The sequence below is a fragment of the Streptomyces sp. NPDC000880 genome (genome assembly GCF_053599675.1).
The window spans coordinates 59,962-86,411 of the sequence record NZ_JBSFMS010000002.1 but is presented as its reverse complement, the minus strand read 5'-3'; the positions used below and the strand labels follow the sequence as shown (position 1 = coordinate 86,411).

At 68.8% G+C, this 26,450-nt stretch carries 27 protein-coding genes and 1 tRNA gene; 16 read left to right on the top strand and 12 right to left on the bottom strand.

Annotated features, from left to right (window positions below):
- Positions 1-48 precede the first annotated feature (48 nt).
- Positions 49-255: a hypothetical protein gene (locus ACWDO5_RS01365; protein ID WP_450527381.1), complete on the top strand. Its 207-nt coding sequence runs from the start codon at positions 49-51 to the stop codon at positions 253-255.
- Positions 256-271: 16 nt separating this feature from the next.
- Here the strand turns inward: ACWDO5_RS01365 and mscL are convergent, their stop codons facing one another.
- The 6 genes from mscL to ACWDO5_RS01335 all read right to left on the bottom strand — a co-directional run bounded on the left by mscL (position 272) and on the right by ACWDO5_RS01335 (position 6,119).
- On the bottom strand, positions 272-745 hold the full coding sequence (gene mscL / locus ACWDO5_RS01360) for a large conductance mechanosensitive channel protein MscL (RefSeq protein ID WP_450527379.1): 474 nt from the start codon (positions 743-745) through the stop codon (positions 272-274).
- Between the two features lie 132 nt (positions 746-877).
- Positions 878-1,474, bottom strand: a complete 597-nt coding sequence (locus ACWDO5_RS01355; protein ID WP_450527378.1) for an RcpC/CpaB family pilus assembly protein — start codon at positions 1,472-1,474, stop codon at positions 878-880.
- Between the two features lie 195 nt (positions 1,475-1,669).
- Complete coding sequence (locus ACWDO5_RS01350; protein WP_450527376.1) at positions 1,670-2,530, bottom strand: S-methyl-5'-thioadenosine phosphorylase; 861 nt, start codon at positions 2,528-2,530, stop codon at positions 1,670-1,672.
- A gap of 75 nt (positions 2,531-2,605) precedes the next feature.
- Complete coding sequence (locus tag ACWDO5_RS01345) at positions 2,606-2,947, bottom strand: FmdB family zinc ribbon protein (protein WP_450527374.1); 342 nt, start codon at positions 2,945-2,947, stop codon at positions 2,606-2,608.
- A gap of 68 nt (positions 2,948-3,015) precedes the next feature.
- Entirely contained in the window at positions 3,016-4,311 is a 1,296-nt protein-coding gene (locus ACWDO5_RS01340) for an MFS transporter (protein WP_450527373.1), read from the bottom strand.
- Positions 4,312-4,607: 296 nt separating this feature from the next.
- Positions 4,608-6,119: a potassium/proton antiporter gene (locus ACWDO5_RS01335; RefSeq protein WP_450527469.1), complete on the bottom strand. Its 1,512-nt coding sequence runs from the start codon at positions 6,117-6,119 to the stop codon at positions 4,608-4,610.
- A 221-nt stretch (positions 6,120-6,340) separates the two neighbouring features.
- Here ACWDO5_RS01335 and ACWDO5_RS01330 point away from each other — a divergent pair, with 221 nt between their 5' ends.
- Positions 6,341-9,070 carry a penicillin acylase family protein gene (locus ACWDO5_RS01330; protein ID WP_450527372.1) on the top strand — a complete coding sequence of 910 codons (2,730 nt, stop codon included), beginning with the start codon at positions 6,341-6,343 and terminating at the stop codon, positions 9,068-9,070.
- On the opposite strand, the gene ACWDO5_RS01325 is transcribed toward ACWDO5_RS01330, so the two are convergent.
- The gene (locus ACWDO5_RS01325; RefSeq protein ID WP_450527370.1) at positions 9,060-9,671 is read right to left on the bottom strand and encodes a 5-formyltetrahydrofolate cyclo-ligase; all 612 of its coding nucleotides are present in this window, start codon (positions 9,669-9,671) and stop codon (positions 9,060-9,062) included. The two genes, ACWDO5_RS01330 and ACWDO5_RS01325, sit on opposite strands and share 11 nt — an antisense overlap.
- A 94-nt stretch (positions 9,672-9,765) precedes the next feature.
- Here ACWDO5_RS01325 and galU point away from each other — a divergent pair, with 94 nt between their 5' ends.
- The 7 genes from galU (at position 9,766) to ACWDO5_RS01290 (ending at position 15,185) form a co-directional block, all read left to right on the top strand.
- Entirely contained in the window at positions 9,766-10,668 is a 903-nt protein-coding gene (gene galU, locus ACWDO5_RS01320; protein WP_450527369.1) for a UTP--glucose-1-phosphate uridylyltransferase GalU, read from the top strand.
- Positions 10,669-10,672: 4 nt separating this feature from the next.
- Complete coding sequence (glp, locus tag ACWDO5_RS01315; RefSeq protein ID WP_450527367.1) at positions 10,673-11,974, top strand: molybdotransferase-like divisome protein Glp; 1,302 nt, start codon at positions 10,673-10,675, stop codon at positions 11,972-11,974.
- Positions 11,975-12,047: 73 nt separating this feature from the next.
- Entirely contained in the window at positions 12,048-12,527 is a 480-nt protein-coding gene (gene moaC / locus ACWDO5_RS01310; RefSeq protein ID WP_450527365.1) for a cyclic pyranopterin monophosphate synthase MoaC, read from the top strand.
- Positions 12,524-13,180, top strand: a complete 657-nt coding sequence (locus tag ACWDO5_RS01305; RefSeq protein WP_450527364.1) for a MogA/MoaB family molybdenum cofactor biosynthesis protein — start codon at positions 12,524-12,526, stop codon at positions 13,178-13,180. The genes moaC and ACWDO5_RS01305 overlap by 4 nt, the downstream gene beginning before the upstream one ends.
- A gap of 17 nt (positions 13,181-13,197) precedes the next feature.
- Entirely contained in the window at positions 13,198-13,809 is a 612-nt protein-coding gene (locus tag ACWDO5_RS01300) for a GNAT family N-acetyltransferase (RefSeq protein ID WP_450527362.1), read from the top strand.
- Between the two features lie 136 nt (positions 13,810-13,945).
- Entirely contained in the window at positions 13,946-15,031 is a 1,086-nt protein-coding gene (gene sepX, locus ACWDO5_RS01295; protein ID WP_450527360.1) for a divisome protein SepX/GlpR, read from the top strand.
- A gap of 80 nt (positions 15,032-15,111) precedes the next feature.
- Positions 15,112-15,185: transfer RNA gene (locus tag ACWDO5_RS01290), tRNA-Ala, on the top strand.
- A gap of 231 nt (positions 15,186-15,416) precedes the next feature.
- On the opposite strand, the gene ACWDO5_RS01285 is transcribed toward ACWDO5_RS01290, so the two are convergent.
- Together ACWDO5_RS01285 and ACWDO5_RS01280 are read right to left on the bottom strand one after the other, a co-directional pair.
- The gene (locus ACWDO5_RS01285; protein ID WP_450527359.1) at positions 15,417-16,583 is read right to left on the bottom strand and encodes a hypothetical protein; all 1,167 of its coding nucleotides are present in this window, start codon (positions 16,581-16,583) and stop codon (positions 15,417-15,419) included.
- Between the two features lie 655 nt (positions 16,584-17,238).
- Positions 17,239-18,165 carry a hypothetical protein gene (locus ACWDO5_RS01280; RefSeq protein ID WP_450527358.1) on the bottom strand — a complete coding sequence of 309 codons (927 nt, stop codon included), beginning with the start codon at positions 18,163-18,165 and terminating at the stop codon, positions 17,239-17,241.
- A gap of 87 nt (positions 18,166-18,252) precedes the next feature.
- Here ACWDO5_RS01280 and ACWDO5_RS01275 point away from each other — a divergent pair, with 87 nt between their 5' ends.
- Positions 18,253-18,552, top strand: a complete 300-nt coding sequence (locus ACWDO5_RS01275; protein ID WP_450527356.1) for a helix-turn-helix domain-containing protein — start codon at positions 18,253-18,255, stop codon at positions 18,550-18,552.
- Positions 18,553-18,770: 218 nt separating this feature from the next.
- Here the strand turns inward: ACWDO5_RS01275 and ACWDO5_RS01270 are convergent, their stop codons facing one another.
- A complete protein-coding gene (locus ACWDO5_RS01270) occupies positions 18,771-19,403 on the bottom strand; it encodes a hypothetical protein (protein WP_450527355.1) in 633 nt (210 codons plus the stop codon).
- Positions 19,404-19,817: 414 nt separating this feature from the next.
- On the opposite strand from ACWDO5_RS01270, the gene ACWDO5_RS01265 reads away from it, so the two are divergent.
- The 6 genes from ACWDO5_RS01265 (at position 19,818) to ACWDO5_RS01240 (ending at position 24,699) form a co-directional block, all read left to right on the top strand.
- The gene (locus ACWDO5_RS01265) at positions 19,818-21,104 is read left to right on the top strand and encodes an MFS transporter (RefSeq protein ID WP_450527354.1); all 1,287 of its coding nucleotides are present in this window, start codon (positions 19,818-19,820) and stop codon (positions 21,102-21,104) included.
- 248 nt (positions 21,105-21,352) lie between these two features.
- A complete protein-coding gene (locus tag ACWDO5_RS01260) occupies positions 21,353-21,496 on the top strand; it encodes a hypothetical protein (RefSeq protein WP_450527352.1) in 144 nt (47 codons plus the stop codon).
- A gap of 107 nt (positions 21,497-21,603) precedes the next feature.
- On the top strand, positions 21,604-22,503 hold the full coding sequence (locus ACWDO5_RS01255; RefSeq protein ID WP_450527350.1) for an aKG-HExxH-type peptide beta-hydroxylase: 900 nt from the start codon (positions 21,604-21,606) through the stop codon (positions 22,501-22,503).
- Between the two features lie 14 nt (positions 22,504-22,517).
- The gene (locus tag ACWDO5_RS01250) at positions 22,518-23,384 is read left to right on the top strand and encodes an aKG-HExxH-type peptide beta-hydroxylase (protein ID WP_450527348.1); all 867 of its coding nucleotides are present in this window, start codon (positions 22,518-22,520) and stop codon (positions 23,382-23,384) included.
- Between the two features lie 17 nt (positions 23,385-23,401).
- Positions 23,402-24,247 carry a hypothetical protein gene (locus ACWDO5_RS01245; protein WP_450527346.1) on the top strand — a complete coding sequence of 282 codons (846 nt, stop codon included), beginning with the start codon at positions 23,402-23,404 and terminating at the stop codon, positions 24,245-24,247.
- Positions 24,248-24,495: 248 nt separating this feature from the next.
- Complete coding sequence (locus ACWDO5_RS01240) at positions 24,496-24,699, top strand: hypothetical protein (RefSeq protein WP_450527345.1); 204 nt, start codon at positions 24,496-24,498, stop codon at positions 24,697-24,699.
- Positions 24,700-24,890: 191 nt separating this feature from the next.
- Here the strand turns inward: ACWDO5_RS01240 and ACWDO5_RS01235 are convergent, their stop codons facing one another.
- The gene (locus tag ACWDO5_RS01235) at positions 24,891-25,847 is read right to left on the bottom strand and encodes a serine hydrolase (RefSeq protein WP_450527344.1); all 957 of its coding nucleotides are present in this window, start codon (positions 25,845-25,847) and stop codon (positions 24,891-24,893) included.
- A 24-nt stretch (positions 25,848-25,871) separates the two neighbouring features.
- Positions 25,872-26,450: a hypothetical protein gene (locus tag ACWDO5_RS01230; RefSeq protein WP_450527342.1), complete on the bottom strand. Its 579-nt coding sequence runs from the start codon at positions 26,448-26,450 to the stop codon at positions 25,872-25,874.

Here is a 26,450-nt window from a genome sequence, read left to right as displayed (position 1 = left end):
CCCAGGCCGCCCGACCCCTACCTGCCCCCGCCCCCGTACCCTGGAGATATGAGCACCGCCCCCGCCCCCGGACCGCGTGATGCGAAGCAGCCACGGCAGCAGTCCCCGAAGCCGAAACTGATCTTTGACGATCCGCTGGACCAGCAATCCTCGGACGATACGGACCGTGGGTGGGGCGAGCGGCCTCCCGCGGGCGGCGACAGCTCCGCCGACTTGGCGCGCTTCCTCGACGAGAAGCCTCCCCACCACATCTGAGCCTTCGCTGCCTTCGCTACCGGCGGTCGTGGCCCGATCCGCCGCCGCGCTGCGCCACGACCGCGTCGCGGATCTCCTTCAGGACCTCGAGCTCGGTCAGCTCGACCACTTCCTCCGCGCCTTGCTTGGCGGCCTCCCGGTCGGCCCTCCTGGCCAGGTACTTGGACATGGGCAGCACCATCAGGAAGTAGACGACGGCCGCGGTGATCAGGAAGGTGAGCGTGGCGCTGAGCACCGAGCCCCACAGGATCTGGATGCCGTCCACCTCGCCGTTCACCGGCTTGCAGGTGCCCTTCAGGCAGGAGCTGTAGGAGTCGAGCTCCTGCGTCCCGAACGCGCCGACCACCGGGTTGATGACGCCCTTCACCACGGAGTTCACGATCTGGGTGAACGCCGCGCCGATGACTACGGCGACGGCCAGATCGATCACATTGCCGCGCATCAGGAAGGCTTTGAAGCCCTCCAGGACGCTGACCTTCTTCTCGCTCACCACTGAGCCTCTCTTCGCATGTGCAGGACACGGAGCCAAACGCTCCGAAACCTACGTCAGCGCGTGACCGCGCTGTCCGGTCCGCCCATGCGATGAGGAGACTTGACGGTGTGTCAGTATGAGCACGAGTAGTCAGCACACCGTCACCGCCAGCCGGGATGTCGCCCCCGCGCCCGCCAGTGCCGCGGCCGTCGCCCGCGGCACGGACAGCACAACCAGCGCACCGCCGTCCGGAGAAGAGCCCTCAGCGGACGGCTCGCGCGTACCCGGGACTTCGGCCACGCGGGCACCCGACGCCACCACTCGCGCCTCGGACCCTTGCCCCGCGGGGGAGTCGGCGGCTGCGATCACATCCACCCGGTCTCCCGGGCGCAGCAGCCGAACCGTCGCGGCATCCGCGATACGCACCGGAGCGGACACCATCTCGGCGGCGGGCCGGCGCTCGCGCTGTGGTGCCGCGGCGAGCGCCTCCGCCTCGGAACCGTCCGTGCCGCGGGCGCCCGAAGCGGCAAGCGCCGCCGCCGTCATGGCGAGACCGGCCGCCAGCGCCCGCCGTCGCCGGCGCATCGCCCGCCGCAGCCGATGTGCCCCGCCGCGCACCCGCAGCGGAGCGAACGGGGGCACACCAAGAGGCTCGGGCGCGGGGGAGGGAGGGAGGGGGGACGAAACAGAGGAGGGAGGAACAGAAGGAGGAACAGCAGGAGGAACAGAAGGAGGGAGAAGCGACATGACACTCACCGCCCGTCGTGAGAAGTGGAGTTGGCCCGACCGCGCGGCCCGACCGCTTGGACCGATCACCTGGACCGATCACCTGGTCCGACCGCTTGGTTCGACCGCTCCTCACCATCCACCCTCCGCCCGCACCCCGCAGACGCCTGTGGACGACCCCCGCCCTGTGGACAACTCCCTCACCCAGCCGAGCGATTACGGCAGCTGAAACCCCGGATCGACGCCACCCAGCGCCCGCGTGCACAGACAGTCCCGGTCCCCGTCCCCCGGCAGCCCCGCCACCGCGTCGAACAGCACCGTCCGTAGCCGGTCCACATTGGCGGCGAAGACCTCCAGCACCTCCTCGTGGGAGACGCCCTCGCCCGACACCGCACCCGCGTCCAGGTCCGTCACCAGCGTCATCGACGTGTAGCAGAGCGCCAGTTCACGGGCGAGCACCGCCTCCGGGTGCCCGGTCATGCCGACCACCGACCAGCCCATCGCCGCGTACCACCGCGACTCCGCCCGGGTCGAGAAGCGCGGCCCCTCGACCACCACCAGCGTCCCGCCGTCCACCGGCTCCCAGTTCCGCCCGCGAGCCGCCTCCAGCGCCGCCTTGCGCCCGTCGGGGCAGTACGGATCGGCCGGTGACACATGCACGACGTTCGGAATGGTCCCGTCCGGCAGCGGCAGCCCGTCGTAGAACGTCTGCACACGCGACTGCGTACGGTCCACGAACTGATCCGGTACGAGCAGCGTTCCCGGCCCGTACTCCGGCCGCAGTCCGCCCACCGCGCATGGGCCCAGCACCTGCCGTACGCCCACTGACCGCAGCGCCCACAGATTCGCGCGGTAGTTGATGCGGTGCGGCGGCAGATGGTGGCCGCGTCCGTGCCGGGGCAGGAAGGCGACCCGCCGCCCGGCGATCTCGCCGAGGAACAGCGAGTCGCTGGGACTGCCGTACGGGGTGTCCACCTGGATCTCGGTGACATCGTCCAGGAAGGAGTAGAAGCCCGAGCCGCCGATCACACCGATCTCTGCGTTCGGGTTGCTCGCCTTACTCGCGTTGGTCGCCATGGCTGTCACAGTATCCGTACGCGAAAACGCCGAGGGACCCTGCCGTACACGACGGCAGGGTCCCGGCAGCAGACCTCAGGCGGCGGAGCTGCCGCTGGAGCTCGTGGACGAACTCGAGGAGCTCGATGAGCCCGACGACGAGGAAGAAGAAGGCGTAGAAGCCGCAGGCTTCGAGTCCGACGACTTGGAGTCGGAAGCCTTCGCGCCCGACGTCGACGCCGACGAGCTGCTCGACGACGACCCACGGCTGTCGTTCCGGTAGAAGCCGGACCCCTTGAATACGATGCCAACCGCCGAGAACACCTTCTTCAGGCGTCCGTCGCAGCTTGGGCACACGGTCAGGGCGTCATCGGTGAACTTCTGCACCGCCTCGAGGCCCTCGCCACATTCGGTGCACTGATACTGGTAGGTCGGCACTGGTCTTCCTCCTGGCACTCTCACTCAATGAGTGCTAACGACGGTCCATAGTGACGTATTCCGCTGGATCAGTCCACCGTCACCGGCACTCGGTGACCGATCCCACGTGCCGCGATCCTCCCGGAAGCCCTCGCCGAGAGCCGCGAGCGTAGTGCGACCAGGGTGATCAGGGCCAGCACGGTGCCCACCAGAGGGACCAGGAATCCGGCGCTCGCGCCGTGCTCGTCGGTCAGCCGTCCGGCCACCGTCACGGCCGCCGCCTGCCCGAGCGCCACCGCGCCCGTCAGCCAGGTGAAGGCCTCGGTACGGGCCGAAGCAGGCACCAGGGACTCGACCAGCGTGTAGCCGCTGATCAAGGCGGGCGCGATGCACAGGCCGACCAGCAGCCCGAGCCCGGCCAGCAGCGTCACGGAGTGCACCGCCCACAGCGCGGAGGCCGCCAGCGTCAGCCCGGCGTAGCCGAGCACCATGCGCCGCCGCGGCCCGCACTGCCACGCGATCGCGCCGCACGCGATGCCCGCCAGCATGTTGCCGGCCGCGAAAATTCCGTACAGCAGACCGTTGACCCCGGGGTTGCCGATCTCCTCGGAGAAGGCGGTCAGTGCGACCTGCATTCCGCCGAAGACCGAGCCGATGCCGAGGAAGGCCATGGCCAGCACCCGTACGCCCGGAATGGACAGGGCGGAGGCGTGCGGCTCGGCGGCCGTCGCCGCAGGCCGGACCGCCGGCTGCGTACGGCTCTGGGCCGCGAAGAAGAGACCGCCGGCCAGCGTCAGTGCCGCCTCCGCGATCAGTCCGGCCGCCGGGTTGACGCCCGTGCACAGCGCGGTCGCGAGCACAGGTCCGACGACGAAGGTGAACTCGTCCGTCACGGACTCGAAGGCCGCCGCCGTCGACATCAGTGGCGAGCCTCCCCCAGAGCCTTCGGCCTCGGAGGTGCCCCCACCAAGCTCGGCGGCCCAGCGGGCCCGCACCATCGGGCCGATCTGCGGTACGGACGCACCCGTCGGCACGGCCGCCGCGAACAGCACCCACAGGGGCGCGTCCGCCAGCGCGAGCGCCGTCAGAGCGGATACGGAAGCGGCGTGCACCAGCACGCCCGGCAGCAGGAGGGCCCGCTGCCCGAATCGGTCCGCGAGCTTGCCGCTCTGCGGTGCGAACAGCGCCATGGAAACACCGGTGAAGGCGGCGACGGCGCCGGCGCTGCCGTAGGAACCGGTGGTGTGCTGGACCAGCAGGACGATGCCGATGGTCAGCATCGCGAAGGGCTGGCGTGCCAGAAAGCCGGGGAGCAGGAACGTCCAGGCGCCGGGGGTGCGCAGGAGCTGCCCGTACCCAGGACGGGTCTCGACCGTGGATGCCACGGTCCGTGCCTTTCTGCCGCCTGGTAGCGCTCCCACTGGTGCGCGTCGTACTCGTGATACGAGACGCACGGGTGCCGCCGAGAGCTGTCCTCTTGCGCGGAACTGCGGTAGATACCGGGGCGCACTGCGAGGGCGCCGCGGCCGCCATACGGTCGCGCCAGCTCTGCGTCAGGCAGAGTTGGTCGATCAGTGTGGCTTGATGGTACAGGGGATTTTCACAGTTGCGCCTGGGAAATGGGCCACATACCCAAGGGCACGCCTGCGTATGAGTCACATGCCCAGAGGTACGCCTGCGATTAGGCGGATCTCCCTCCGCCGTTTCCGCCTGTCCCCAGCCAGGCGGCCAGCTTTCCGCCCTGGGCGACCGCCCGCAGCCGCCGCTCCGCCGCGTCCCGCACCGGATCCGTTGCCACCACAAGCAGTTCGTCGCCCCGCCGCAGCACGGTCGACGGCAGCGGTACGAAGCTCTTCCCGTCCCGCACGACGAGGGTCACCGCGGAACCCGCGGGCAGCCGCAGCTCCGCGACCTCCACGCCGTGCATCTTCGACTCCTTCGGTACCGACACCGACAGCAGATGTCCGCGCAGCCGCTCCAGCGGCGCCGACTCGATGCCCAGATCGGCCGCGTCGGGCGTCCTGCTCAGGCCCAGTGCTCTCGCCAGCCAGGGCAGTGTCGGCCCTTGCACCAGGGTGTAGACGACGACCAGGACGAAGACGATGTTGAAGACCCGGCGGCTGCCGTCGATGCCGTAGACCATCGGGATCGTGGCGAGAATGATGGGCACGGCGCCGCGCAGCCCGGCCCACGACATCAGCACCTGTTCGGGCCACGGAATCCGGAAGGGCAGCAGGCTGACGAACACCTCCAGCGGCCGCGCCACCATGGTCAGCACCAGGCCCACGATCACCGCGGGCCAGAAGTCGACGAGCAGCTCGCTCGGGGTCACCAGCAGGCCGAGCAGGACGAACATGCCGATCTGGGCGATCCAGCCGAGGCCCTCGGCGAATCCGCGGTTCGCCGGCGCGTGCGGCAGCCGCGAGTTCCCGAGCACCATCGAGGCGAGGTAGACGGCGAGGAAGCCACTGCCGTGCGCCATGGCGCCGGCGGCGTAGGCCACCACCGCGATCGCCATCACCGCGATCGGATACAGGCCGGACGCGGGCAGCGCCACATGCCGCAGCCCGAAGGCGCCGAGCCAGCCCGTCGCGAGGCCGATGCCCGCGCCGATCGCCAGTTCCAGCGCGATCTTCCCGATCAGTACGTACCACTCGTCGACCGGCCCCGCCGTCGAGAAGGCGATCACCAGGATCACCACAGGGGCGTCGTTGAAGCCCGATTCGGCCTCCAGCACACCGGTCACCCGGGGCGGCAGCGGCACCTTGCGCAGTACGGAGAAGACGGCGGCGGCATCCGTCGAGGACACCACCGCGCCGATGATGAGCGACTGCCGCCACTCCAGCCCGACCAGATAGTGCGCCCCCGCCGCCGTGATGCCCACACTCACCGCGATGCCGACGGTCGACAGCGCGACCGCCGCGGGCAACACGGGTTTGATCTCCTTCCACTTCGTGCCCAGGCCACCCTCAGCCAGGATCACCACAAGCGCGGCATAGCCGATCACCTGCGTCAGCCTGGCGTCGTCGAACCTGACGTCGAAGATGCCGTCCTGCCCGATGGCGATCCCGATCCCGAGATACAGCAGCAGGCTGGGGAGCCCACTGCGGGACGAGATGCGTACCGCCGCGACGGCGATGAGCAGAACGAGCGAGCAGATGAGCAGGAGTTCATTGAGCTGGTGGACAGTCAGTGGCCGATCCTTCCCCTCGCGTCTAAATGCCGGATCGGTCCTCCGGCAGACGACACTTCGTTACCTTACCTAATCTTTAACGTTTCCTTGATGCAGTCGATCATCTGTGCGGATAGAGGGGGCGGGTTGCTGCCTTACGGATACCGCGTCCGGACGGGTGGAGGGCTGCGCCTACAGTTGCTCCAGCACTCCAGGACCACCCTGCCCCTCGAAGGACAGCGATGCCCGCCAACACAACCGCCTCTTCCCCCAAGAAGAAGAAGGGGCGACGCGCCCGCCTGCTCGTGATCGTCCTGGTGCTGGCGCTTGTCGCGGGTGTCGGATACGGCACGTACTGGAGCACCAGCACCGTGCGCGCCTCTTTCCCGCAGACCACTGGGGCGCTGAAACTCGACGGTCTGCGCGGCCAGGTCGAGGTCAAGCGCGACAATTACGGCATCCCGCAGATCTACGCGGACAGCGACGAAGACCTGTTCCGCGCCCAGGGCTTCGTCCAGGCTCAGGACCGCTTCTGGGAGATGGACGTACGCCGCCATATGACGGCCGGCCGTCTCTCCGAGATGTTCGGCTCCGGACAGGTCGAGACGGACGCCTTCCTGCGCACCCTCGGCTGGCGCCATGTGGCGCAGCAGGAGTACGACGACAAGCTCACGCCGGAGACGAAGAAGAACCTCCAGGCGTACGCGGACGGCGTCAACGCCTACCTCAAGGGCCGCGAGGGCAAGGATCTTTCCGTCGAGTACGCCGCCCTGTCCTTCGCGAACGACTACAAGCCCGAGCAGTGGACGCCGGTCGACTCGGTGGCCTGGCTCAAGGCGATGGCCTGGGACCTGCGCGGCAATATGCAGGAGGAGATAGACCGGTCGCTGCTGACCAGCAGGCTCGACGAGAAGCAGATCCAGGACCTGTACCCGTCGTATCCGGCCAGGAACAAGCCGATCGTCGACGGGGGCGGAGTCGACCCCGCCACCGGGAAGTTCGACCCGAACGCCAAGCCGTCCGACCAGTCCGGCGGCGGCAGCGGAGGGAGCAGCCCGGCAGGCGCCACCCAGGCCCTGAACTCCCAGCTCGCCGGGTTCTCGAAGACCCTGGACACGATCCCGGCGCTGCTCGGCCCCAGCGGCAGCGGCATCGGCTCCAACTCCTGGGTCGTCTCCGGCAACTACACGACGACCGGCAAGCCGATGCTGGCCAACGACCCGCATCTCGCGCCGGCGCTGCCCTCCGTCTGGTACCAGATGGGGCTGCACTGCCGTACGGTCTCGGCCTCCTGTCAGTACGACACCGCCGGCTACACCTTCTCCGGCACGCCCGGCGTGATCATCGGTCACAACCAGGACATCGCCTGGGGCTTCACCAACCTCGGCGCGGACGTCACCGACCTCTATCTGGAGAAGCTCGCCGGCGACAGCTACCAGGTGGGCAACCAGCAGAGGAAGCTGACCACCCGCAAGGAGGTCATCAAGATCGCGGGCGGCGGCTCCAAGACGATCACGGTCCGCTCCACCGGTCACGGCCCGCTGGTCTCCGACCGCAGCACCGAACTGGAAAAGGTCGGCCAAACGGCCCCGGTCACCAACTCCGGACCGGACCGCGGCGCCGGTTACGCCGTGGCCCTGCAGTGGACCGCCCTGATGCCCGGCAAGTCCATGGACGCGGTCTTCGAGCTCAGCCGCGCCAAGGACTTCAAGACCTTCCGCGCGGCCGCCGAGAACTTCGAGGTTCCCTCGCAGAACCTCATCTACGCCGACACCAAGGGCAACATCGGCTACCAGGCACCCGGCAAGATCCCGATCCGCGCCGTAGGCGACGGCACCATGCCTGCTCCCGGCTGGGACCCCAGGTACAAGTGGAAAAGCTTCATCCCCTTCGGTGAGCTGCCCTACGAGTACAACCCCAAGCGCGGCTATATCGTCACCGCCAACCAGGCGGTCGTCGACGCGACGAAGTACCCGTATTTGATCACCAAGGACTACGGCTACGGCGCCCGCAGCCAGCGGATCAACGACCTCATCGATTCGAAGATCCAGGGCGGCGGCAAGATCTCGACCGAAGACATGCGCACCATGCAGATGGACAACAGCAGCGAGATCGCCAAGCGGCTCACGCCGTATCTGCTGAGGATCGACATCTCGGACAGCCACGTCCGCGAGGCGCAGAAGCTGCTGGAGGGCTGGGACTACACCCAGGAGCCGGATTCCGGTGCCGCCGCGTACTTCAACGCGGTATGGCGCAATGTCCTCGAGCTCGCCTTCGGCAACAAGCTGCCCAAGGAGTTGCGCGTCGTGGGTGAGTGCCTCAACGTCCGCCCGGCCGACAGCTCGGCCCCGGCCGACCAACTGGCCCGGCTCGTGCGCGAGTGCGGCCAGCGCGACACGGCGTCGGCCCAGCCGGACGGCGGCGACCGCTGGTACGAGGTCGTGAGCAAGATCCTCGACGACGAGAACAACCAGTGGTGGAAGTCCCCGGCCAGCCGCACCGACTCGGCCACCACCACGCGTGACCAGCTGCTGGCCCGGGCCATGGAGGACGCCCGCTGGGAGCTGACGGCCGAGCTCGGCAAGGACGTCTCCCGCTGGAGCTGGGGCAGGTTGCACCAGCTGACGCTGAAGAACCAGACGCTCGGCACCGACGGTCCCGGCTTCCTGCAGTTCCTGCTCAACCGCGGCCCGTGGAATCTTGGCGGCGGCGAGGCCGCGGTCAACGCGACCGGCTGGAACGCGGCCGGCGGCTACGGAGTCGTCTGGGTGCCGTCGATGCGGATGGTCGTCAACGTCGGCGACTGGGACGAGTCCCGCTGGATCAACCTGACCGGCGCGTCGGGGCACGCGTACAGCGCGCACTACACCGACCAGACGGACAAGTGGGCGAACGGTGAACTTCTCGACTGGGCCTACAGCGCGCAGGCCGTGTCCCAGAACACCGCCGACACCCTCAAGCTCACTCCGTAGCGTCCGTAGCGCCGGTGAAGCGCCTGACGGCCTCGGGTGTCACCACCGCGTGCACAGGGTGGTCGTGCGGCTCCTCGGGGACCCGCGCGACCACCTCGTTCGCGTACAGCAGCACCAGCAGCGCCGGGTCGGCGCCGGCTGCCGAGAGGCGGGCCAGGACCCGGTCGTACGAGCCGCCGCCGCGGCCGAGCCGCATACCGCGGGCGTCCACCGCCAGCCCGGGAAGGAGCACGGCATCCGCCTCCAGCACGGCGTCCACGCCGAGCCGCGCGCCGTTCGGCTCCAGCAGCCCGCGCCCCGCGCGCACCAGGTTTTCCGCGCCCTCGTACACTCCCCAGTCCAGGTCGTTGTCCGCCTGCAGGACGGGTAGCAGGACGCGTACGCCCCGCGCGCGCAGCGCGTCGAGCAGCGCGCGGGTGCCGGGCTCGCGCCCGACAGAGACATAGGCGGCAACCGTGCTCGCTTCGGCCAACTCCGGGAGATCAAGGGCCAGTCGGGCGAGAACCGCGGCGGCCTGCTGGACGTCCGCAGGGGACAGGAGATCCCGGGCGTCCAGGAGTTCACGCCGAACCGCAGTCTTTCCGGACAATTCACAGCTCATTACCCGTTCACATACCTCTCGTATATATCTTTATGAGAAGGAAGTTAACCGGAGGCTCATCTTCAGCCCATACTCGGTGGATATGGTGCTGCGCATGACTCAGTCGCACCCCAGGATCAGCAAGGCTGTCATCCCTGCCGCAGGCCTCGGAACCCGGTTCCTGCCTGCCACGAAAGCCACTCCCAAAGAGATGCTGCCTGTCGTCGACAAGCCCGCGATCCAGTACGTCGTCGAGGAGGCGGTCGCGGCCGGTCTCTCCGACGTACTCATGATCACGGGCCGCAACAAGCGTCCGCTCGAGGACCACTTCGACCGGAACTACGAGCTGGAAGAAACGCTCACCCGCAAAGGCGACGCGGGCCGGCTCGCGAAGGTCCAGGAGTCGAGCGACCTCGCCACTATGCACTACGTCCGCCAGGGCGACCCGCGCGGCCTCGGCCACGCCGTGCTCTGCGCCGCCCCGCACGTCGGTGACCAGCCCTTCGCGGTCCTCCTCGGCGACGACCTGATCGACCCGCGCGATCCGCTGCTCGCCAGGATGGTCGAGATACAGGAGCGGGAGGGCGGCAGCGTCATCGCGCTGATGGAGGTCGACCCCGCCCAGATCCATCTGTACGGCTGCGCGGCAGTCGAGGCCACCGGCGAGACCGACGTCGTCAGGGTGACCAACCTGGTCGAGAAGCCCGACCCGTCCGAGGCCCCCAGTAACCTCGCCATCATCGGCCGCTATGTTCTGAATCCTGCGGTCTTCGACATACTTCGTGAGACAGAGCCGGGCCGGGGCAACGAGATCCAGCTCACCGACGCACTCGAGAAACTCGCCGCGGATGAAAAGGTGGGCGGACCGGTGCACGGTGTCATCTTCAAGGGCCGCCGCTACGACACCGGCGACCGTGGGGACTATCTGCGGGCGATTGTCAGACTCGCGTGCGAACGTGAAGACCTGGGCCCGGAGTTCCGGACCTGGCTTCGCAGTTATGTGACCGAGGAGATGTAACAGGGTGAGCAGCACGATCTGGTCGGTGGACGACCACCTGGAGGACATCCTCGGCACGATCCGCCCGCTGGACCCGATCGAGCTGCAGCTGCCCGACGCCCTGGGCTGCGTCCTGGTCGAGGACGTCACCGTGCCGGTCGCGCTGCCGCCCTTCGACAACAGCTCCATGGACGGGTACGCGGTCCGTACGGCCGATGTCGCGGGCGCGAGTGAGGAGTTTCCCGCCGTCCTCACGGTGATCGGCGATGTGGCGGCCGGCAGCGGCGGGCTGCCCACCGTCGGCCCTGGTCAGGCCGCCCGCATCATGACCGGCGCCCCGCTGCCGCCCGGCGCGGAGGCGGTCGTCCCGGTCGAGTGGACCGACGGCGGCTCGGGCGGCGGAGCTGCCACCACGATGCGCCCGGCCGGCGAGGCCCCCGAGGGCGCGAGCGGCGAGGTCCGCGTCCACCGACCCGCCGAGGCGCGCGCCCATGTGCGCGCCCGCGGCAGCGACGTCCAGGCGGGCGACCTGGCGCTGGAGGCGGGCACCGTCCTCGGCCCGCCGCAGATCGGCCTGCTCGCCGCGATCGGCCGCGGCTCCGTGCGCGTCCGTCCCCGTCCGCGCGTCGTCGTGCTCTCCACCGGCAGCGAACTGGTACAGCCCGGCGAGGAGTTGGGCGAGGGCCAGATCTACGACTCGAACAGCTTCGCGCTGTGTGCCGCCGCCCGCGACGCGGGCGCCCTCTCCTACCGGGTGGGCGCGGTCACCGACGACGCGGAGGTGCTGCGCGCCACCATCGAGGACCAGCTGATCCGCGCCGATCTGCTGGTCACGACGGGCGGCGTGAGCGTCGGCGCGTACGACGTCGTCAAGGAGGCCCTCGCCTCCGTGGGCGACGCGGACGTGCCGGGCAGCGGGATCGACTTCCGCAAGCTCGCCATGCAGCCCGGCAAACCGCAGGGCTTCGGCTCGATCGGCCCGGAGCACACCCCGCTGCTGGCTCTGCCGGGCAATCCGGTCTCCTCGTACGTCTCCTTCGAGCTGTTCGTACGTCCCGCGATCCGGGCCCTGATGGGGCTCAGGGACGTCCACCGCCCGAAGGTGCGCGCCGTGCTCAAGGCCGACGAGCCGCTGTCGTCGCCCGCGGGCAAGCGGCAGTTCCTGCGCGGTGTGTACGACCCCGAGTCGGGCACCGTCTCCCCGGTCGGCGGTTCCGGCTCCCATCTGATCGCGGCCCTCGCCCATGCCGACTGCCTGATCGTCGTCCCGGAGCCCGACACCTCGGCCGAGCCGGGCGCGGAGGTGGAAGTGGTCCTCCTGGGGTGACCTGCATACGGTGGCGGTACCGTTTCTGCCCACACAGGCCCTGAGGGGCCAGGACTGGGAGCGCCACAGCAAAATGAGTACGCAAGGCAGGTTGACGCACATCGACGACGCGGGGGCGGCCCGTATGGTCGACGTCTCCGGAAAGGACGTCACCGCACGCACCGCCCGGGCCAGCGGCCGGGTCCTGGTGTCACCGCAGGTCGTGGAGTTGCTGCGGGGCGAGGGCGTGCCCAAGGGCGACGCGCTGGCGACGGCCCGTATCGCGGGCATCATGGGCGCCAAGCGCACCCCCGATCTGATTCCGCTCTGCCACCCGCTCGCGGTCTCCGGCGTCACCCTCGATCTGGCGGTCGCGGACGACGCCGTCGAGATCACCGCCACGGTGAAGACCACCGACCGTACGGGCGTAGAGATGGAGGCCCTCACCGCCGTCTCGGTCGCCGCGCTCACCGTCATCGACATGGTCAAGGCCGTCGACAAGGGTGCGGTGATCACGGACATCCGCGTCGAGGGGAAGACGGGCGGCAAGTCCGGCGACTGGAGCCGGTCATGAGTCCGGCGCCACGGGCCGGAGAGGTGTACGGCCACAGCCACGGGCCGCGCCCCGATCCCTCGGCACCCGATCCCTCGGCACCCGGGCAGGCGGAGCACGCGCCTGATCCGGCGCACGGCCGGCCGCCGTCCGGCACCGACGCGGTCCGGCGGGCCCTGGTCGTCACCGCGTCCAACCGCGCGGCCGCCGGTGTGTACCAGGACACGGGCGGCCCGATCCTCGCCGAGGGGCTGGCGGCGCTCGGCTTCCAGGTCGACGGGCCGCGCGTCGTCCCGGACGGCGACCCGGTCGAGCAGGCCCTGCGGGACGGGGTGGCCGCCGCGTACGACGTCATCCTCACCACCGGCGGCACCGGCATCTCGCCCACCGACAAGACCCCCGAGGTCACCCGGCGGGTGCTCGACCACGAGATCCCCGGAATCCCCGAGGCGATCCGCGCGTACGGACGCGAGAAGGTGCCCACCGCGGCGCTGTCCCGGGGGCTCGCCGGAGTCGCGGGACGCACCCTGATCGTCAACCTGCCGGGCTCCACCGGCGGGGTGCGTGACGGACTGGCCGTACTGGAGCTGCTGCTGCTCCATGCCGTCGACCAGATCCGCGGCGGCGACCACCCCCAGACTCCGTCCGGGGGGACTCCCGGGAGCCCAAGCTGAACGCCCACTCCTGGCCGGTGATCCTGGCGGACGGCGATGTGGTCCTCCGCCCGATAAAGCTGCGCGACCAGCGGAACTGGCGCGAGGTGAACCGGCGCAACCGCGACTGGCTGCGGCCCTGGGAGGCGACCATTCCGCCGCCCGCACCGGGCGGGCCCGTCGCGCACCGGCCCACGTACCGGCAGATGGTCCGCCATCTGCGCACCGAGGCCAACGCGGGCCGGATGCTCCCCTTCGTGATCGAGTACCAGGGCCGACTGGTGGGCCAGTTGACGGTCGCCGGGATCACCTGGGGCTCGATGTGCTCGGGCCATGTCGGCTACTGGGTGGACCGGGAGATCGCGGGGCGCGGGGTCATGCCGACTGCCCTCGCGCTCGCCGTCGACCACTGTTTCCGCGCGGTCGGACTGCACCGCATCGAAGTCTGCATTCGGCCCGAGAACGCCCCCAGTCGCCGGGTCGTGGAGAAACTCGGATTCCGCGAAGAGGGACTGCGCCCTCGTTATCTCCACATCGACGGTGCGTGGAGGGACCATCTCGTGTTCGCCCTCACGGCCGAAGAGGTGCCCCAAGGGCTCCTCCGCCGCTGGCACCAGGCACGACCCGGAACATCACGGGAAATAAAATAAACGTTCGAAAATGATCGCTGTCGACCATGTTCCGATCTGAACAATCACAAAAAAAGTCCGTGATATCAGCCAGTTCGTGCGACACACCGGGCCAATTGGCGGATGCCCTTGCGCGAATCCCTCTACGGTGTGATGCGTGAGCAGCAGCGGCCTCATCTACGCAGTCATTGTCGGGGCCTGGGCCGCCTACTTGGTGCCGATGTGGCTCCGCAGGCAGGACGAGCTCAATGAAGCTCGTCCGACGGAACGCTTCTCCACCGCCATCCGGCTGCTGTCCGGACGCGGTGCAATGGAGCGCCGGTACGCCAAGGAGCTGCGGGAACGCACCGCTGAGCAGGCTGAGCCCGAGGCGAACCCGGATGCCGCCACGGACCGTTTGAGTTCCGTGGACGTCCGGGCCTTCGCCGCGCCCCCGGCCCGTACCGAAGCCCCGATGGACATGCCGGGCCGCCCGGCGCCCGTCCCGGCCCAGGCGCGACGCCCGGTGCCGCGTCCGCGTCCGCGGCCGAACGGCTCCGCCGCCGAGCGCGCCCGGCGCACCAAGGTCCTGGCCCGCCGCAGACGTACCACCGTGGTCCTCTTCATTGCCTTCACTCTCGGCGCGATTGTCGCCGCGGTCGGCGGACTCGGCTTCCTGTGGGCCCCGGCCGTCCCCGCCGTACTTCTCAGCGCGTACATCGTCCATCTGCGCACCCAGGAGCGCCGGCGCTTCGCGTTCACCATGGACCGTCGCCGGGCCGAGGCGGCTGCGCAGCGGCTGCGCGAGAACCGTCCCCGCCGGCACCCGGACGCGGCGGCCACCGCCGAGCCGGACGAGGAGCCCGCGGCACGCACCGAGCCCGAACCGGGCGGCGCGCTCTCCCCGCAGGAGGCGGGCCGCCGTGCGCTGGTCGAGCAGACGGACCACGCGGAGTGGGTCGACCAGCAGCGCGAACGCGGGCCGGCGCGCGGCGACAGCTGGGAGCCGGTCCCGGTCCCGCTGCCGACGTACGTCACCGCGCCGGTCGCCCCGCGCGCCACGAGCGGCGTGGACGTGAGCGACCCCGAGACCTGGAGCGCTGCCCGCTCCTCGACGGCGGAGCCGACCTCCGCGCCGGCCGCGCCTGCCGACCCCGCGCCGAGCCGGCGCACTCCCGCGCCCAGGCGTGCGCGCGAGCGCGGACGCACCCCGCTCTTCGATCAGTACGCGGACGAGGACAGGCCCCGCGCCGCCAACGAGTGAGCTGGTGACCGGCGCGTGACCAGCGCCGGAACGGATTTCCAAGCACCCCAACGGGGATGCTAGAGTTTCACTCGTTGCAAGGGCCTGTGGCGCAGTCTGGTAGCGCACCTCGTTCGCATCGAGGGGGTCTGGGGTTCAAATCCCCACAGGTCCACAAACGGACCGTTCACGAGTTAGCTCGTAAGCGGTTCACGAAATCCCGTCCGATCACTTCGATCGGACGGGATTTCGTCGTTTCTGGGCTCGTTGGGAGGTCTGGGTGCGCACGTCGTGGCGTCGTGGCCGGTGTCGCGGGGGTTGTGGCAGGTGTACGGGCATGGCTGTGCGCGCCGGCCTGGGGGGTCGGCGCGCGGTGGTCGGCTGTGGTTGTCGTGCGGGTCTGACGTCAGGTCATGCGCGGAGGCGGGTGCCGTCCGGTGAGGTCTGCCGACGGGGCGATGGCCGGGACGGTATTCGGGGGCAGTGGGCCTGCGGCCTCGAAGTCGGCGTTGGCGAGTTCGTCGGGGCCGGCGCGTTCGGTGAGCCAGGTCTCCAGGACGGTCAGGTTGGCGACGGTGAGCATGACCGCGAGGAGAAGGGTCTGGGTGACCTGTCCGGGGGCGGGCCGGTGCTTGGGGTTGCCGATGTCGAGGGTCCCGCTCTTGAAACGGCCGTTGGCCCCCTCGTTATGGCTACGAATAGGCCGATAAGTGTTCAGCCAGGGTGTATGCAGGTAGTGCACGTCCTGGCGGTACTTGGCCAGACGCCAGTCGGCCTTGGCGTCGGCGGGCACGGTGATGGAGCCCGCGCAGCACACCCGGGGCATCGCTTCAGCTGGCGGTGGCGCGAAGTGCTCGGCGTCAGGGATGTGGATGGTGGGGCGGGCCGCCGCGGGGAGGATCCGGGCCGGAGGTTCGCTGAGGTTGATCACCCGGACGGGCATCGCCGAAGCGGCGGGGGTGCGGGGCCGCAGCCGGTCGCGGCGGAGGCAGTTGACCGTCGGGGAGGGGCCGGAGGCCGGGCAGTGGAGGCGGATCGCCCCGCGTGGGTCGGGTCCCTGCTTGAGTTTGAGGTGGTGCGGCTCGCGGGCTTCGATCTTCTCGCGGAGTTCGTCGCTGCGAAGCCGGACGGTGTCGTCGTCGGCGCCGGTGGTGGCGTGGATGAGAGGGGCGGGGGTGAGCGGGCACAGAAGCGATCCGTCGACGAGCGGGGCTCCTTGCCAACTGCCCTGCAGGCCACGTTCCTTGACCTTGTAGTCCAGGGCGAGCCGGTAGCCGAGGCGCCGCACGGGGCTCTGGAAGGTGGGTGGGCTGCAGCCGGTGTAGGCGCGGTCGGCGGCCAGGATCCCGGCGGGCAGACCGAGTTCGGCGAGCTGGGTCAGGATCGTGACGGCGTTGGGCCCGGTGCGGACGGTGGGGGTGTCGAGTTCGAAGCCGAGGCACAGTTGGGGGTATGCCTTGGGCGGGTTGTCGTCATGGTCGCGGTGGTGGGCGGCGATGGCCAGGGTCGCGCTGTAGCCGAAGGTCTTCTCGCCGCTGCCGCCCTTGAAATGCCAGCCTGCGGTGATCTCCACCGAGGCGGTGCCGCGCCGACGGCTGTCGGGTGGGCCACGACGGGAACCGAGGTGGCGTCCACGCCGACGTCACCGTTCCAGCCGCGCAGGTGTCCGCGCTGGTGGGCCATGCGAACGGTGGCCAGGACCAGGCGGTTGGCCAGGGTCTGGAGGCGGGTGGCGGCGGTGCGTCCGTCTGGGCTGTCCCAGATTGCGGCGTGGAAGTCGGCATGGCGTTGGGGCAGTCGGGAGCGCCGGTCGTGGCGGACCGGGTCCAGGGCGGTGGTGATGGTGTCCAGGCCCCGGTAGAGCTGTTTGCTGGACGCGATGCGCGCGGCGGGCCCGGCGGGAGGCCGGTCGGGGATGTTCAGCCAGCCACGTGCTCTGGGCTCGAGGCCGTAGTGCAGGATGCGCCAGGCGTCGGCGACGGTGGCCCGGCCGGTGTAGTACGCCGACAGCAGCAGACCGGCCAGTACCACCCGGGGGCGTACCCCCTTGGGGCCGGGACGGTTCTTGAGGAGTTCTTCCAGTTCCTCGGGGATGCCGGAGCGGTCCAGGAGGGTCAGCAGCTGGCCGACCTTGGAGTCGGGGATCTTCGCCGCCCCGCTCAGCGGCGGCTTGGGCCGCAGCCACCGGATCCGGATCTCCGGATCGTCGGGTGCCTGCGGGCGGCGCATCACGGCCGGGGTCCGCGCAGCAGCGCGGCGGCCTGCTCGGGGCCGAGCGGAGGTACCCAGTGGAAGTAGGGAGCCAGGCCCGCAGCCGAGCGCATGCCCGCGGCATCCGCGACCAAGGCCGGATCGATCCGCTGCCGCAGCAGGTCCACGATCCACGTGGTCCGCAGCCGCCGGGCCGCCAGCGGGGGCAGGCCCAGGTGCGGCCGGTGGCGGGCGGGCCAGGAACTCACCAGGTTCTTCGCAGCCTCGACCTTGCGGCCGGGCCGGAACAGGTAGCCGTCCCCGGCGACCTGGGCGAGTTCGGCCAGCGTCTGCTCCCACCCGGAGCGACAGGCCACCAGCCGCCCCAGCCAGGGCACGTCGAGAACAACCATGCCCTGGGCGGTGACGCGCAGATCGCTGCCCCGTACGGCGGGCACTTCGCCCGGGGCCAGGCCGCAGCCCGCGGTGAGCGCCATCAGCGCCAGCCCGTCCAGCCGGGCCCGGCCCGGCAGCAGCTCCACCCAGCTCCGCAACCGGTTCAACTCGCCCAGTTCGTACGGTGGTTGGGGTCGGCGATCCGCTGCGATCCGGATTGGTGGGGCCTCCCCGCGCTGCACCCACACCAGCGCCTCCCGGGTGCGGCGCAGCCAGGTCCGGAAGGTCTGCGCCGTGCTGCCCGGCCTGCCCCTGAGCCCACGGAGGATGAACGCGTCGATGGTCTCGGTCCGCATCCACAGCCCCGGATCGCGCGGCAGACCGGTGCTGTCGGCCCACACGGCGAGTCGGCCCACCACATGCAGCAGATGCCCCGCCTCGTAGCAGGTGGCCGGGGCCGCCGCCGTGACGGTGGCCCTCACCTGGTCCGCGACCGGCCCCCACCGCTCCGGCGGCAGGCGGGGGCGGTAGCGGCGGATACGGGCGGAGACCTGCGAGTTCAGCGTCACGGACCAATCCCACCGGCTGGTCAAGCAGCCAGTGAAGGGATTGAAGCCGATCTTCACGTAAAGGAGTGCATCAGCATGGTCGGAGGCATGGCCCGGAGAACACCGCCGCGCGAGCTTGCCCGCGATCCGGAAACCTGGCCCCACGCAGAGCTGACCGACCCCGGCGCCGCCGTCGTCCAGGTCATCGCCCGCGCCCTCGCGAACGCCCTCAAGGACCAGAAGCGGAGTCTGCGGCGGACCGCCGCCGGTGCCGGGGTCAACCGGCAGGCCATCGCCGACCTGCTCGCCGGTCGCTGCTGGCCCGACGTCGCCACCGTCGCCCGCCTGGAGAACTTCCTTGCCGTGCCGCTGTATCCGCCCCGAGGCGGAACGCATCCCGACCACTGAAACCGGCCTTCCCGTCCCCGAATAACAGCAACTGCCGGGAACGACGAAATAGGCCACGCACCCCCCGAGGCGAGCACGGTTGCTCTAACCTCGGGAGAGCGCGTGAGCCACTACCAATGGGTCCACGTCGAAGGTTCCGAAGAGGGTCCAAGCTCAACGGAACCCGTCCCCTCCTCCCTGCAAACGGGAGGAGGGGACAGCTCTTGATGCCGGAGTCGTCAGGCGGCTCCCTTCAGCCCGGCGCCGCCAGCGGGCCTAGGCTCATCCGCCACCCCGCCCGCAGCGCTCCGGGCGATCTCGAACACGGCTGTCTCCACCTCGGCGACCCGCCCGTGCCCGACCAGCCGCTTGCACGTCGCACGGATCGTCTCCACCGCAGCCGTCCCCGCTTTTCCGTCCGTTGGACGACCAAGAGCCTCGGTGATCTTCGTGACGTGCATCGGTTCCCCGGACGTCGCCAGCAGCTGTTCGATGGCCTGCATCACCTCGCCGGATTTCGCTTTCGACGCCGTCTTCTTCGCAGCCGAAGCCCGGGGTTTGCCGGGCCTGCGTTCCTGCCGGCCACCAGCTGTCCCATCGGCCGACTCGGACTCGGCCGCAGCGGGGGCTGGGACGGAGGGATCGCAATCCTCACCAGCCGGGCTCTCCGCGGTCTCCCCCTCGCCGGGGTCCTGTTCCTGGCCGGAGCCCGAGGTCTGGGAGGTCTGGGCGAGGATCTCGTCAAGTGCCCCGGCAAGCTGGTCGCATGTCGTGCACGTCTTGTCCAACTCGGCTTGCACAGAGGCCATTTCAACCTCCAGGTCGCGCCGGCGCTGCCGCAGCTGATCTGCCTTGCGGGTGTAGAAGTCCACGGCCGTCCGCAACCCAGGCGCCGCAGCAGCCTCGTCCATGCCAGCGAAACCCATCTGCCCTCCCGACCTATCGGCGCCACAGGCGCGACGCCAGACATCGTAGGGAACGCCAGACGTCCCAGACACCCAAACGCCAAACCACGTCTGGCAGTTGGGCCGATAAACGCGGGCCAGATGTGCCACCAGACTTCGTGCTCACCGGCTACGACTGGCAAGATCGTCGGCCAAGCGCACTTCTCGTAGCCTCCGGACGTAAGCGGAGGCGCCAGTAGTAACATGCCTGCCATGCATCGCCTCTGTGACTAGTCAGCGGATGTTCCACGGCCGCTCCTCAGGCCCTGGAGCACACACGACGTCATCTCCGTCGTTCGTCCCGGTCATCGTTCGGGACGCCATCACCGCTGGAGTCACCGGGTGTTATTCGCACGCCGCCGCTCTCACGGAAGTCTGGTCGCGCTACTGCGTGACAATGCCGACTTCCGACGCCTCTTCTGCGCTTCCGCGCTCAGCCTGACCGGTGACTGGTTCACCTTCGTCGCCCTGAGCAGCTTCGTCTACCAACGCACGGGCTCGCCGGGCTGGACGGCACTGCTGTTCGCCGTCAACTCCCTCCCGGGGGTCCTGCTGCTGCCGTTGATCGGCCCGCTCACTGACCGATTCGACCGGCAACGCCTGCGGATCGCATGCGACCTGGGTGCGATCGCGCCGGTCGTCGGGCTGCTGGCCGCCTTTCACACAGGCTCTGTCCCGCTGGCCCTGGGCTGCCTGGCCGTGTTGTCCGTGTCGGCCGCTGTCGCGGGCCCGATCCCTGAGGCAGCCCTGCCGAACCTCGTCACCTCTCGCGAACTCCCGCTGGCCCAGACCCTGCTCGGCAGCCTTTACTCGGCGGGCCTGCTCGTGGGAGCCGGACTGGGAGGCGTGGTCACCGCGGTATGGGGCACCTCGGCCACTCTCCTCATCGACGGTGTGTCCTTCGCCGTCTCCGCGCTGCTCATCGCGAGGATCAAGCGCCCGTTCTCCAAGGCAATGACGACCGGCCGTATCCGGGTACTGGCCGACACCGCCGAACTCTGGACCTTCGTACGGACCACCCCGGTGGTGGCCGCCTTGCTCTGGCTGACCGTAGGACTGCGTCTGTGCTATGGCATGGTCGGCCTGCTGCCGGCCTATGCCCTCGACCGCTTTCACGTCGGTGACGCCGGTGTAGGAGTCCTGTATCTGGCACAAGGGCTCGGCGCTGTCCTCGGCCCCTTCCTCGGTAGACGGCTCACCGCTGGGTCGGTGCGCCGACGGCTGCACGTGGCCGGAGCCGCCCTGGTGCTCTTCGGCCTCGGATACCTTGCCCTGGCCCACGCCACAAGCCTCGGCCCGGGCATGGCCGCGGCCCTGATCGGCCACATCGGTGTCGGCGGGTGTGCGATTCTCGCCGTCAACGGTCTCCAGGTGACGACTCCAGACCACATTCGCGGGCGGGTCATGGTGCTCGTCTTCGGCCTCTCCTCCGCGTTCCAGGGCGTGTCGTCCCTGACCGTGGCTCCCCTCGCGGTCGCCATCGGTATGCCCGACACCACCAGCCTCCTTGCGCTGTTCGCCATCGTCTATGCGGTCATCTGGTCGATCGGTGTATCACGCATGTGGAAAGTCCGAAAGATCGTCGAACCGGACGCGGTCCACGAGCTGGCTGTCGACCCCACACCCTGACGCTGTCAAGCACACATGCACCTGCGCCTTTCCGCGCAGCACAATGCCGGGGCAGCGAGCCAAAGTCGATCCTCCGCTTGTACTGCCTCCCACGTGACCAGCGAGTATGACCGCGACGCCCCATCCGACTCTCGCCCTGTAATTACGCTTTGAACGGTCCCTGTTTCGTGGAGAGTCTTGGGGCGGCAACACATGTCCGGACACAGAGTGCCGCCCACCAACTCCCAGTCCCGAAAGGAGTGAATTCCATGGACGACCTCCTCCAGAAGATCGCTTCCACGATCACCGACGAGGACATCACGCAGGCCCAGGCGTCCTCCGCCGCCATGAGCGAGACGAGCGGTGACGCCAAGAAGTACCGGCTGCAGATGTTCGCCGCCGACCAGGGCTGAGCCCAAGCGGGCTGCCGCCGCAGGGTGATTCGATCAATAAACCCTGCGGTGGCAGCCCGCGATCGCACCCCCAAAGCCTTCTGCGGACGCTGAGGTGAGGAGAATCCATGCTGCATCTGTTCGGAGCTGAAGAAAACCTGAGGACAATCACCACACTCGCCTTCCCTTTCATCAGCAAGGGGCAGACGGTGACATTTCCTGTCCTTAAGGAGGCGTACCGATCTTTCCTGCGCACCGTGCAGCCCAGCGTCCCGTCCGAAACAGGTGACGAGCCTGCGTACATCCAGGAGACGCATCGGACCCTGGAGTATCTGGGCATCTTCAGCGCGGACTCGGCCCTGACCGACACCCGCTACCAGTTCGGAACCGTGAACGAATCCTCTGCGGTGTTAGAGGCAGACGCGCAGAAGGCGTTGGCTTGGACCCGAAAATGCGCGGATTCGATCGCTCGGCGGGACGAGGGATTCGCCGCATTCTGGCCGCTGGCCGTGAACGCGGTCTTCCAAGCGCCCAGTGAGATCGCCGGCGGAGGAACCACCAGTGGTGCAGTCGGTGTCCTCTGGGTCGACCCGAGGGACTCGTGGGACGACCGCGATCTCCAGGAATTTCTGATACATGAACTGAATCACACTCTGCTCTTCCTGGATGAGTGTCGGTTCGGACTCTTCACGTCCTACCCGGAACTCCTCAAACGAGACAACTGGGTCACTTCCGCAATCCGCAAGACGGTCCGTCCCCTGGACAAGGCGTACCACAGTGTGATTGTCGCTGCAGACGTTCTGCTCGCGCGCGAGGAAATCCTCGGGCACCCGGACTCTGTCGTACTTCACCCTCTCTCGCCGGCCATGGCGCAGGGAACCATGGATGCCATCAGGGACATCAGCCTTCCGGCGACCCGGGATCTTCTCACCCCGCATGCACTGGAAATCCTGAATCGCTGTCGGCAAGAAGTGGAGCGGCTGATCCGGAAGAACCGTTGGCCGGTGACCGTCCCGGGCGGCGAGTGAGGAGCTGATCAGGCGTGTATTTCCTCGGAGGCGCTGCCACCAACCTTCAAACGCTCATGGTGCTTGCCCAGCCTCACCTGCCGGAGGGTGAACCGCTCACCGAGAGGACCGTCGCACGGGCCTATCGCGGCTACCTTGCCGACCTTCAGCCGGACGTACCCAGCACCCCCACCGCCGATACCTTCCTGGTGCGTGACGAATCCCAGGCGCGATTCCTGGCCGACCTGTTCGGCCTGCACGGGAGCTCGGCGGAAAAAGAGGAATACGCGGTAGCGGGAGCGTCATCGATGGATGACGGGAAGGTCGCCTTCTTCGAGGAGGGACTGAAGCGGCTCGCCCAGTGTGACACTGCACTCTCCGCGCTCTTCCAGATGGCTGTGAAGTCGATTTTCTCCACTCCGGCCAGCCCCATCCCCGGCAGCATGACCGTACGCGCCGCACTCGGCGTTATGTGGGTATACCCGCTCGCGACCTGGGCTACTGAGGACCTGGTCGAGGCGTACGTGCACGAACTCACCCACACGCTCGTCATGCTCGACGAGCGCCGGTTTACCCACTACCCGCACTACGATGAACTGGATCGTGAAGAGAATCTCGTGAACTCTGCGATCAGGAACGAGAAACGCTCACTCTTCGCCTCCGTGCACAGTGTCTTCGTGGCGAGTGAGCTGCTTCAGTTGCGAGAAGCCCATCACGGTCACCGTATGGAGTTTCGCATACATCCGCCATCGCGGAATATGCGCGAAAAGTCACTTATGGCTCTCGAATCTGTTCTCGCTCTCCCGAACATCGATCACCTTGCCAGCCCTCGACTCCGGGAACTACTCGAAACAACGGGAAAGCAGTTGGATGCTATTCGTCCTGGCGCACTGGGCTCCTGAACGAGAGAAGGAGGACAATGTTTTTTCTCCGAGGTCCCGAAGAAGGTCTCCAGGACGTCGTCACACTCTCCGCTCCCTACCTCGACCGCCGCAGCATCTCGCTTCCCGCAGTCAAGGCCGCTTACCAGGCGTACCTTGCCGTCCAGCAGCCCAAGGTTCCATCGAAGACCGTGGAGCGCGCCGAATTCGTCCGCGACGGATCACGGCGGACGGAGTTGAGCGGCTGGTTCCGCAGTCCTGACGCACCGGACATGGCGGTGGTGCCGGAGGACTCTTCGGCGGTGGAACGGGCCATGGACCGAGTCGAGGAGGGATTCCGCGTCCTGTGCGGGAGCGAGCCGGAACTCGCCCCGCTGTTCGATCTCGTGGTCAACCAGGTATTCGTCATGACGCTCCCGCAGGAGCCGGGCAGCGGTTCCTCCTTCGACGGGGTCGGGCTCGTCTACATAAACCCCTTGCCAGAGTGGAGCACGCAGGACGTCATCGAATGCCTGGTCCACGAGTTCGCCCACACCGTCCTCTACCTGGACGCCCTACGGCACACGCACCACCCTGATTATCGACTGCTCGATATGCCGGAAAACGAGGCGGAGACCGCGATCACCGGGCGACGTCGGTCGATCTTCTTCGCGTTCCAGAGCTTCCTCATCGCGGCCGAGATCCTCACTGTGCGACACAGGCATCCCGAAATCTGCCCCGGCGTAGGCATACATGGGTCCACTCCCGAGATTCTGGCCACCGCGAAGAGGACGTACGACCGTTGCATGACACATCCGAACCTCGACGCTCTCGCAACACCTCGGCTCAAGGCCCTTCTCAGCGATGCTCGCGCCCGCATGCAGGAGATCGAACAGAGCATGTAGCCGAAGACCGAGCACTGTTCGCTCACACTCGTGGCGCCAACGTCACGTGAAGCGGGCGGGGAGCGATCTTCGAGGGCGCGGGGAACGATCTTCAGGGCCTCTTGTCGCCGCACGTCAGCCCCACTCGTGAACACCCCACAAACGCGAACTGTTCACGAGATCCCGTTCAGACGGTCTCCGTCTGAACGGGATCTCGTCGTTTGGGCTCCTACTTGTGTGAAAGTCAGTCTGCCGGGCCGCTGGGAAGCGTGGCGGTTCGTGTCGTCACAACGGAGGCCGAGGGCCTGACGAGCATCGACGACCTCACCTTCGTCGGGCAGGGCGACACGATCCTGGCGGCGCAGAGCTTCGCGGGCGCCATCGCTCTGGGGAAGCCCGACGGCACGCACCGGACGGGGGGTCACCGCGCAGGACGGGCTGTCCAACCCGACCTCTCTCGCGGTGCGCGGTAGGACCCTGTACGTGGCGAGCGCGGCCTATCTCACCCACAGCGACCCGAACCTGCTCCTGGCCCGCATCGCTCACTGATCGCGGTGCCGGGTACGGCCGTCTCGGCCCCCGCGGCGGGGGCCGGAGACGCCGTGGCCTGAACGCGGCCGGTCCGGGCCGGAGTCGCCCCGGCTTCGGCCGGTCCGGCGCCGTCTCACGGTTCCTGCTCCATCACGGACGCGGTCGCTTTCGCCGCCTTCTCGACGACGGAGATTCCGGTGTCCATCCCGGTGTTGCCCTTCGACAGCACGGCGAGCAGGCAGGGGGCGTCTCCGATGGTCACGTCGCCGATGCTGGTGATGTCCCACAGACCCGTCGCGCTGCGCTGCAGCCAGCCGTTCTTGAGACCTGTGGTGTCACCCGCCGCGGAGACCCCCCAGCTTTGTGCGTCCGATACCTGGCTCATCAGATCGCCTATGTAGTTCCGCGAGTCGGCGGTGAGTACGGAGGACTTCCCGAACACCTGGGACAGGAGCGTTATCTGGTCGGCGGCGGTGGTCTGGGTGAGTCCCCAATTGCCGTTGGTGCCCAGGCGCTTGTTGGCGGCGTTCAGTCCGTCCGAGCCGCCGACGATCTGCCACAGAGCGGTCGCCGCGGCGTTGTCGCTGTTGGTGATCATGGGGACGGCGTACGACTTCTCCCGCGAGGTGAGTGCGCGCCCGTCGTCCTGGGCCTGCAGCAGCAGGGTCGCCAGTATGCCGACCTTGACGATGCTCGCGGTGTCGTAGGTCAGCCCCGACTTCACGTTGTACTGGGCGGTGCGTCCGTCCGAGAGGTCGAGCACGGCGACGGACAGCGAGGCCCCGTCCGCGTCCAGCTCCTGAAGCCGTTCGGTGAGTGCCTTGTTCCGGTCCTCGGACACCTGGCTGGCGCTCGGCGACGGTGACGGCGACGGCGACGCCGGCGACGACGGTGAAGCCGGTGACGCCGACGCCGACGATCCGGGCGACCCGGAGGAGTCCGCGGCGCGGGCCGCGCCTCCGGTCCACCCGTCGGCACCGTGCGCCAACACGAGCGTCGTCACGAGGAGTACGAGCGTGATGCCCGCGAAAATTACGTTCCGGTTCCGGCTGGAGGTGTCGACCCTCCGGGCCGCCTGGCGCGCGGGCATGTCGGGATACCAGGAACGCCGGCGTCAGGACGACGCGCTCGGGGTCGCCGCGGGTTGGCCCGAGGGGCGCTGGGGAAGGAGAGCCTGGCAGGACGTGTACGCCTCGGCGGTCTTGGCGTCGGCGGTGTTCAGGCCGCTCACAGGATTGCCCTGGGAGCCGGGTGACGCGGAGGGCAGCACGACTCCGTGGTCCTTCATACAGCTGGTGAACGCGCTGATGGCCGACGCGTCCGCGTTGCCGCCACCGCCACCCTGCGGACGCAGGCTCGCGCACGCCTCTTGCGCCTTCTGGAACTCCGGATCGGCCGACTGGCCCCCGCCGAAGCCACCGCCGCCACCACCGGCGCGGCCGCCGCCACCGGCTCCGCCACCACCGGCGCCGCCGCTGGGCCGGCCGCTGGGCCGGCCGCTGGGGAGTGTGACCCCCTGCTCCGAGAGGCACTGCCGGTAGGCATCCATCTGTTGCGCACCGCCGGACGCGGAGGCCGACGGCGCGGCCTCGGCCGACGTACCGGCGGAAGATGACGAACAGCCGCTGAGAAGCAGAGCGCCGGTGGCGACGATCGCCGCGGACATCGCGGCACAGCGAGTGGTGCGGAACAT

Coding starts and splice junctions, on each gene's coding strand:
- ACWDO5_RS01245 (WP_450527346.1), top strand. CDS start 23,402: ATGTTTTTTCTCCGAGGTCCCGAAGAAGGTCTCCAGGACGTCGTCACA.
- ACWDO5_RS01330 (WP_450527372.1), top strand. CDS start 6,341: ATGCCCGCCAACACAACCGCCTCTTCCCCCAAGAAGAAGAAGGGGCGA.
- ACWDO5_RS01365 (WP_450527381.1), top strand. CDS start 49: ATGAGCACCGCCCCCGCCCCCGGACCGCGTGATGCGAAGCAGCCACGG.
- ACWDO5_RS01230 (WP_450527342.1), bottom strand. CDS start 26,450: ATGTTCCGCACCACTCGCTGTGCCGCGATGTCCGCGGCGATCGTCGCC.
- ACWDO5_RS01255 (WP_450527350.1), top strand. CDS start 21,604: ATGCTGCATCTGTTCGGAGCTGAAGAAAACCTGAGGACAATCACCACA.
- ACWDO5_RS01305 (WP_450527364.1), top strand. CDS start 12,524: ATGAGTCCGGCGCCACGGGCCGGAGAGGTGTACGGCCACAGCCACGGG.
- ACWDO5_RS01235 (WP_450527344.1), bottom strand. CDS start 25,847: ATGCCCGCGCGCCAGGCGGCCCGGAGGGTCGACACCTCCAGCCGGAAC.
- ACWDO5_RS01260 (WP_450527352.1), top strand. CDS start 21,353: ATGGACGACCTCCTCCAGAAGATCGCTTCCACGATCACCGACGAGGAC.
- ACWDO5_RS01325 (WP_450527370.1), bottom strand. CDS start 9,671: ATGAGCTGTGAATTGTCCGGAAAGACTGCGGTTCGGCGTGAACTCCTG.
- ACWDO5_RS01355 (WP_450527378.1), bottom strand. CDS start 1,474: ATGTCGCTTCTCCCTCCTTCTGTTCCTCCTGCTGTTCCTCCTTCTGTT.
- galU (WP_450527369.1), top strand. CDS start 9,766: ATGACTCAGTCGCACCCCAGGATCAGCAAGGCTGTCATCCCTGCCGCA.
- ACWDO5_RS01275 (WP_450527356.1), top strand. CDS start 18,253: ATGGCCCGGAGAACACCGCCGCGCGAGCTTGCCCGCGATCCGGAAACC.
- moaC (WP_450527365.1), top strand. CDS start 12,048: ATGAGTACGCAAGGCAGGTTGACGCACATCGACGACGCGGGGGCGGCC.
- ACWDO5_RS01350 (WP_450527376.1), bottom strand. CDS start 2,530: ATGGCGACCAACGCGAGTAAGGCGAGCAACCCGAACGCAGAGATCGGT.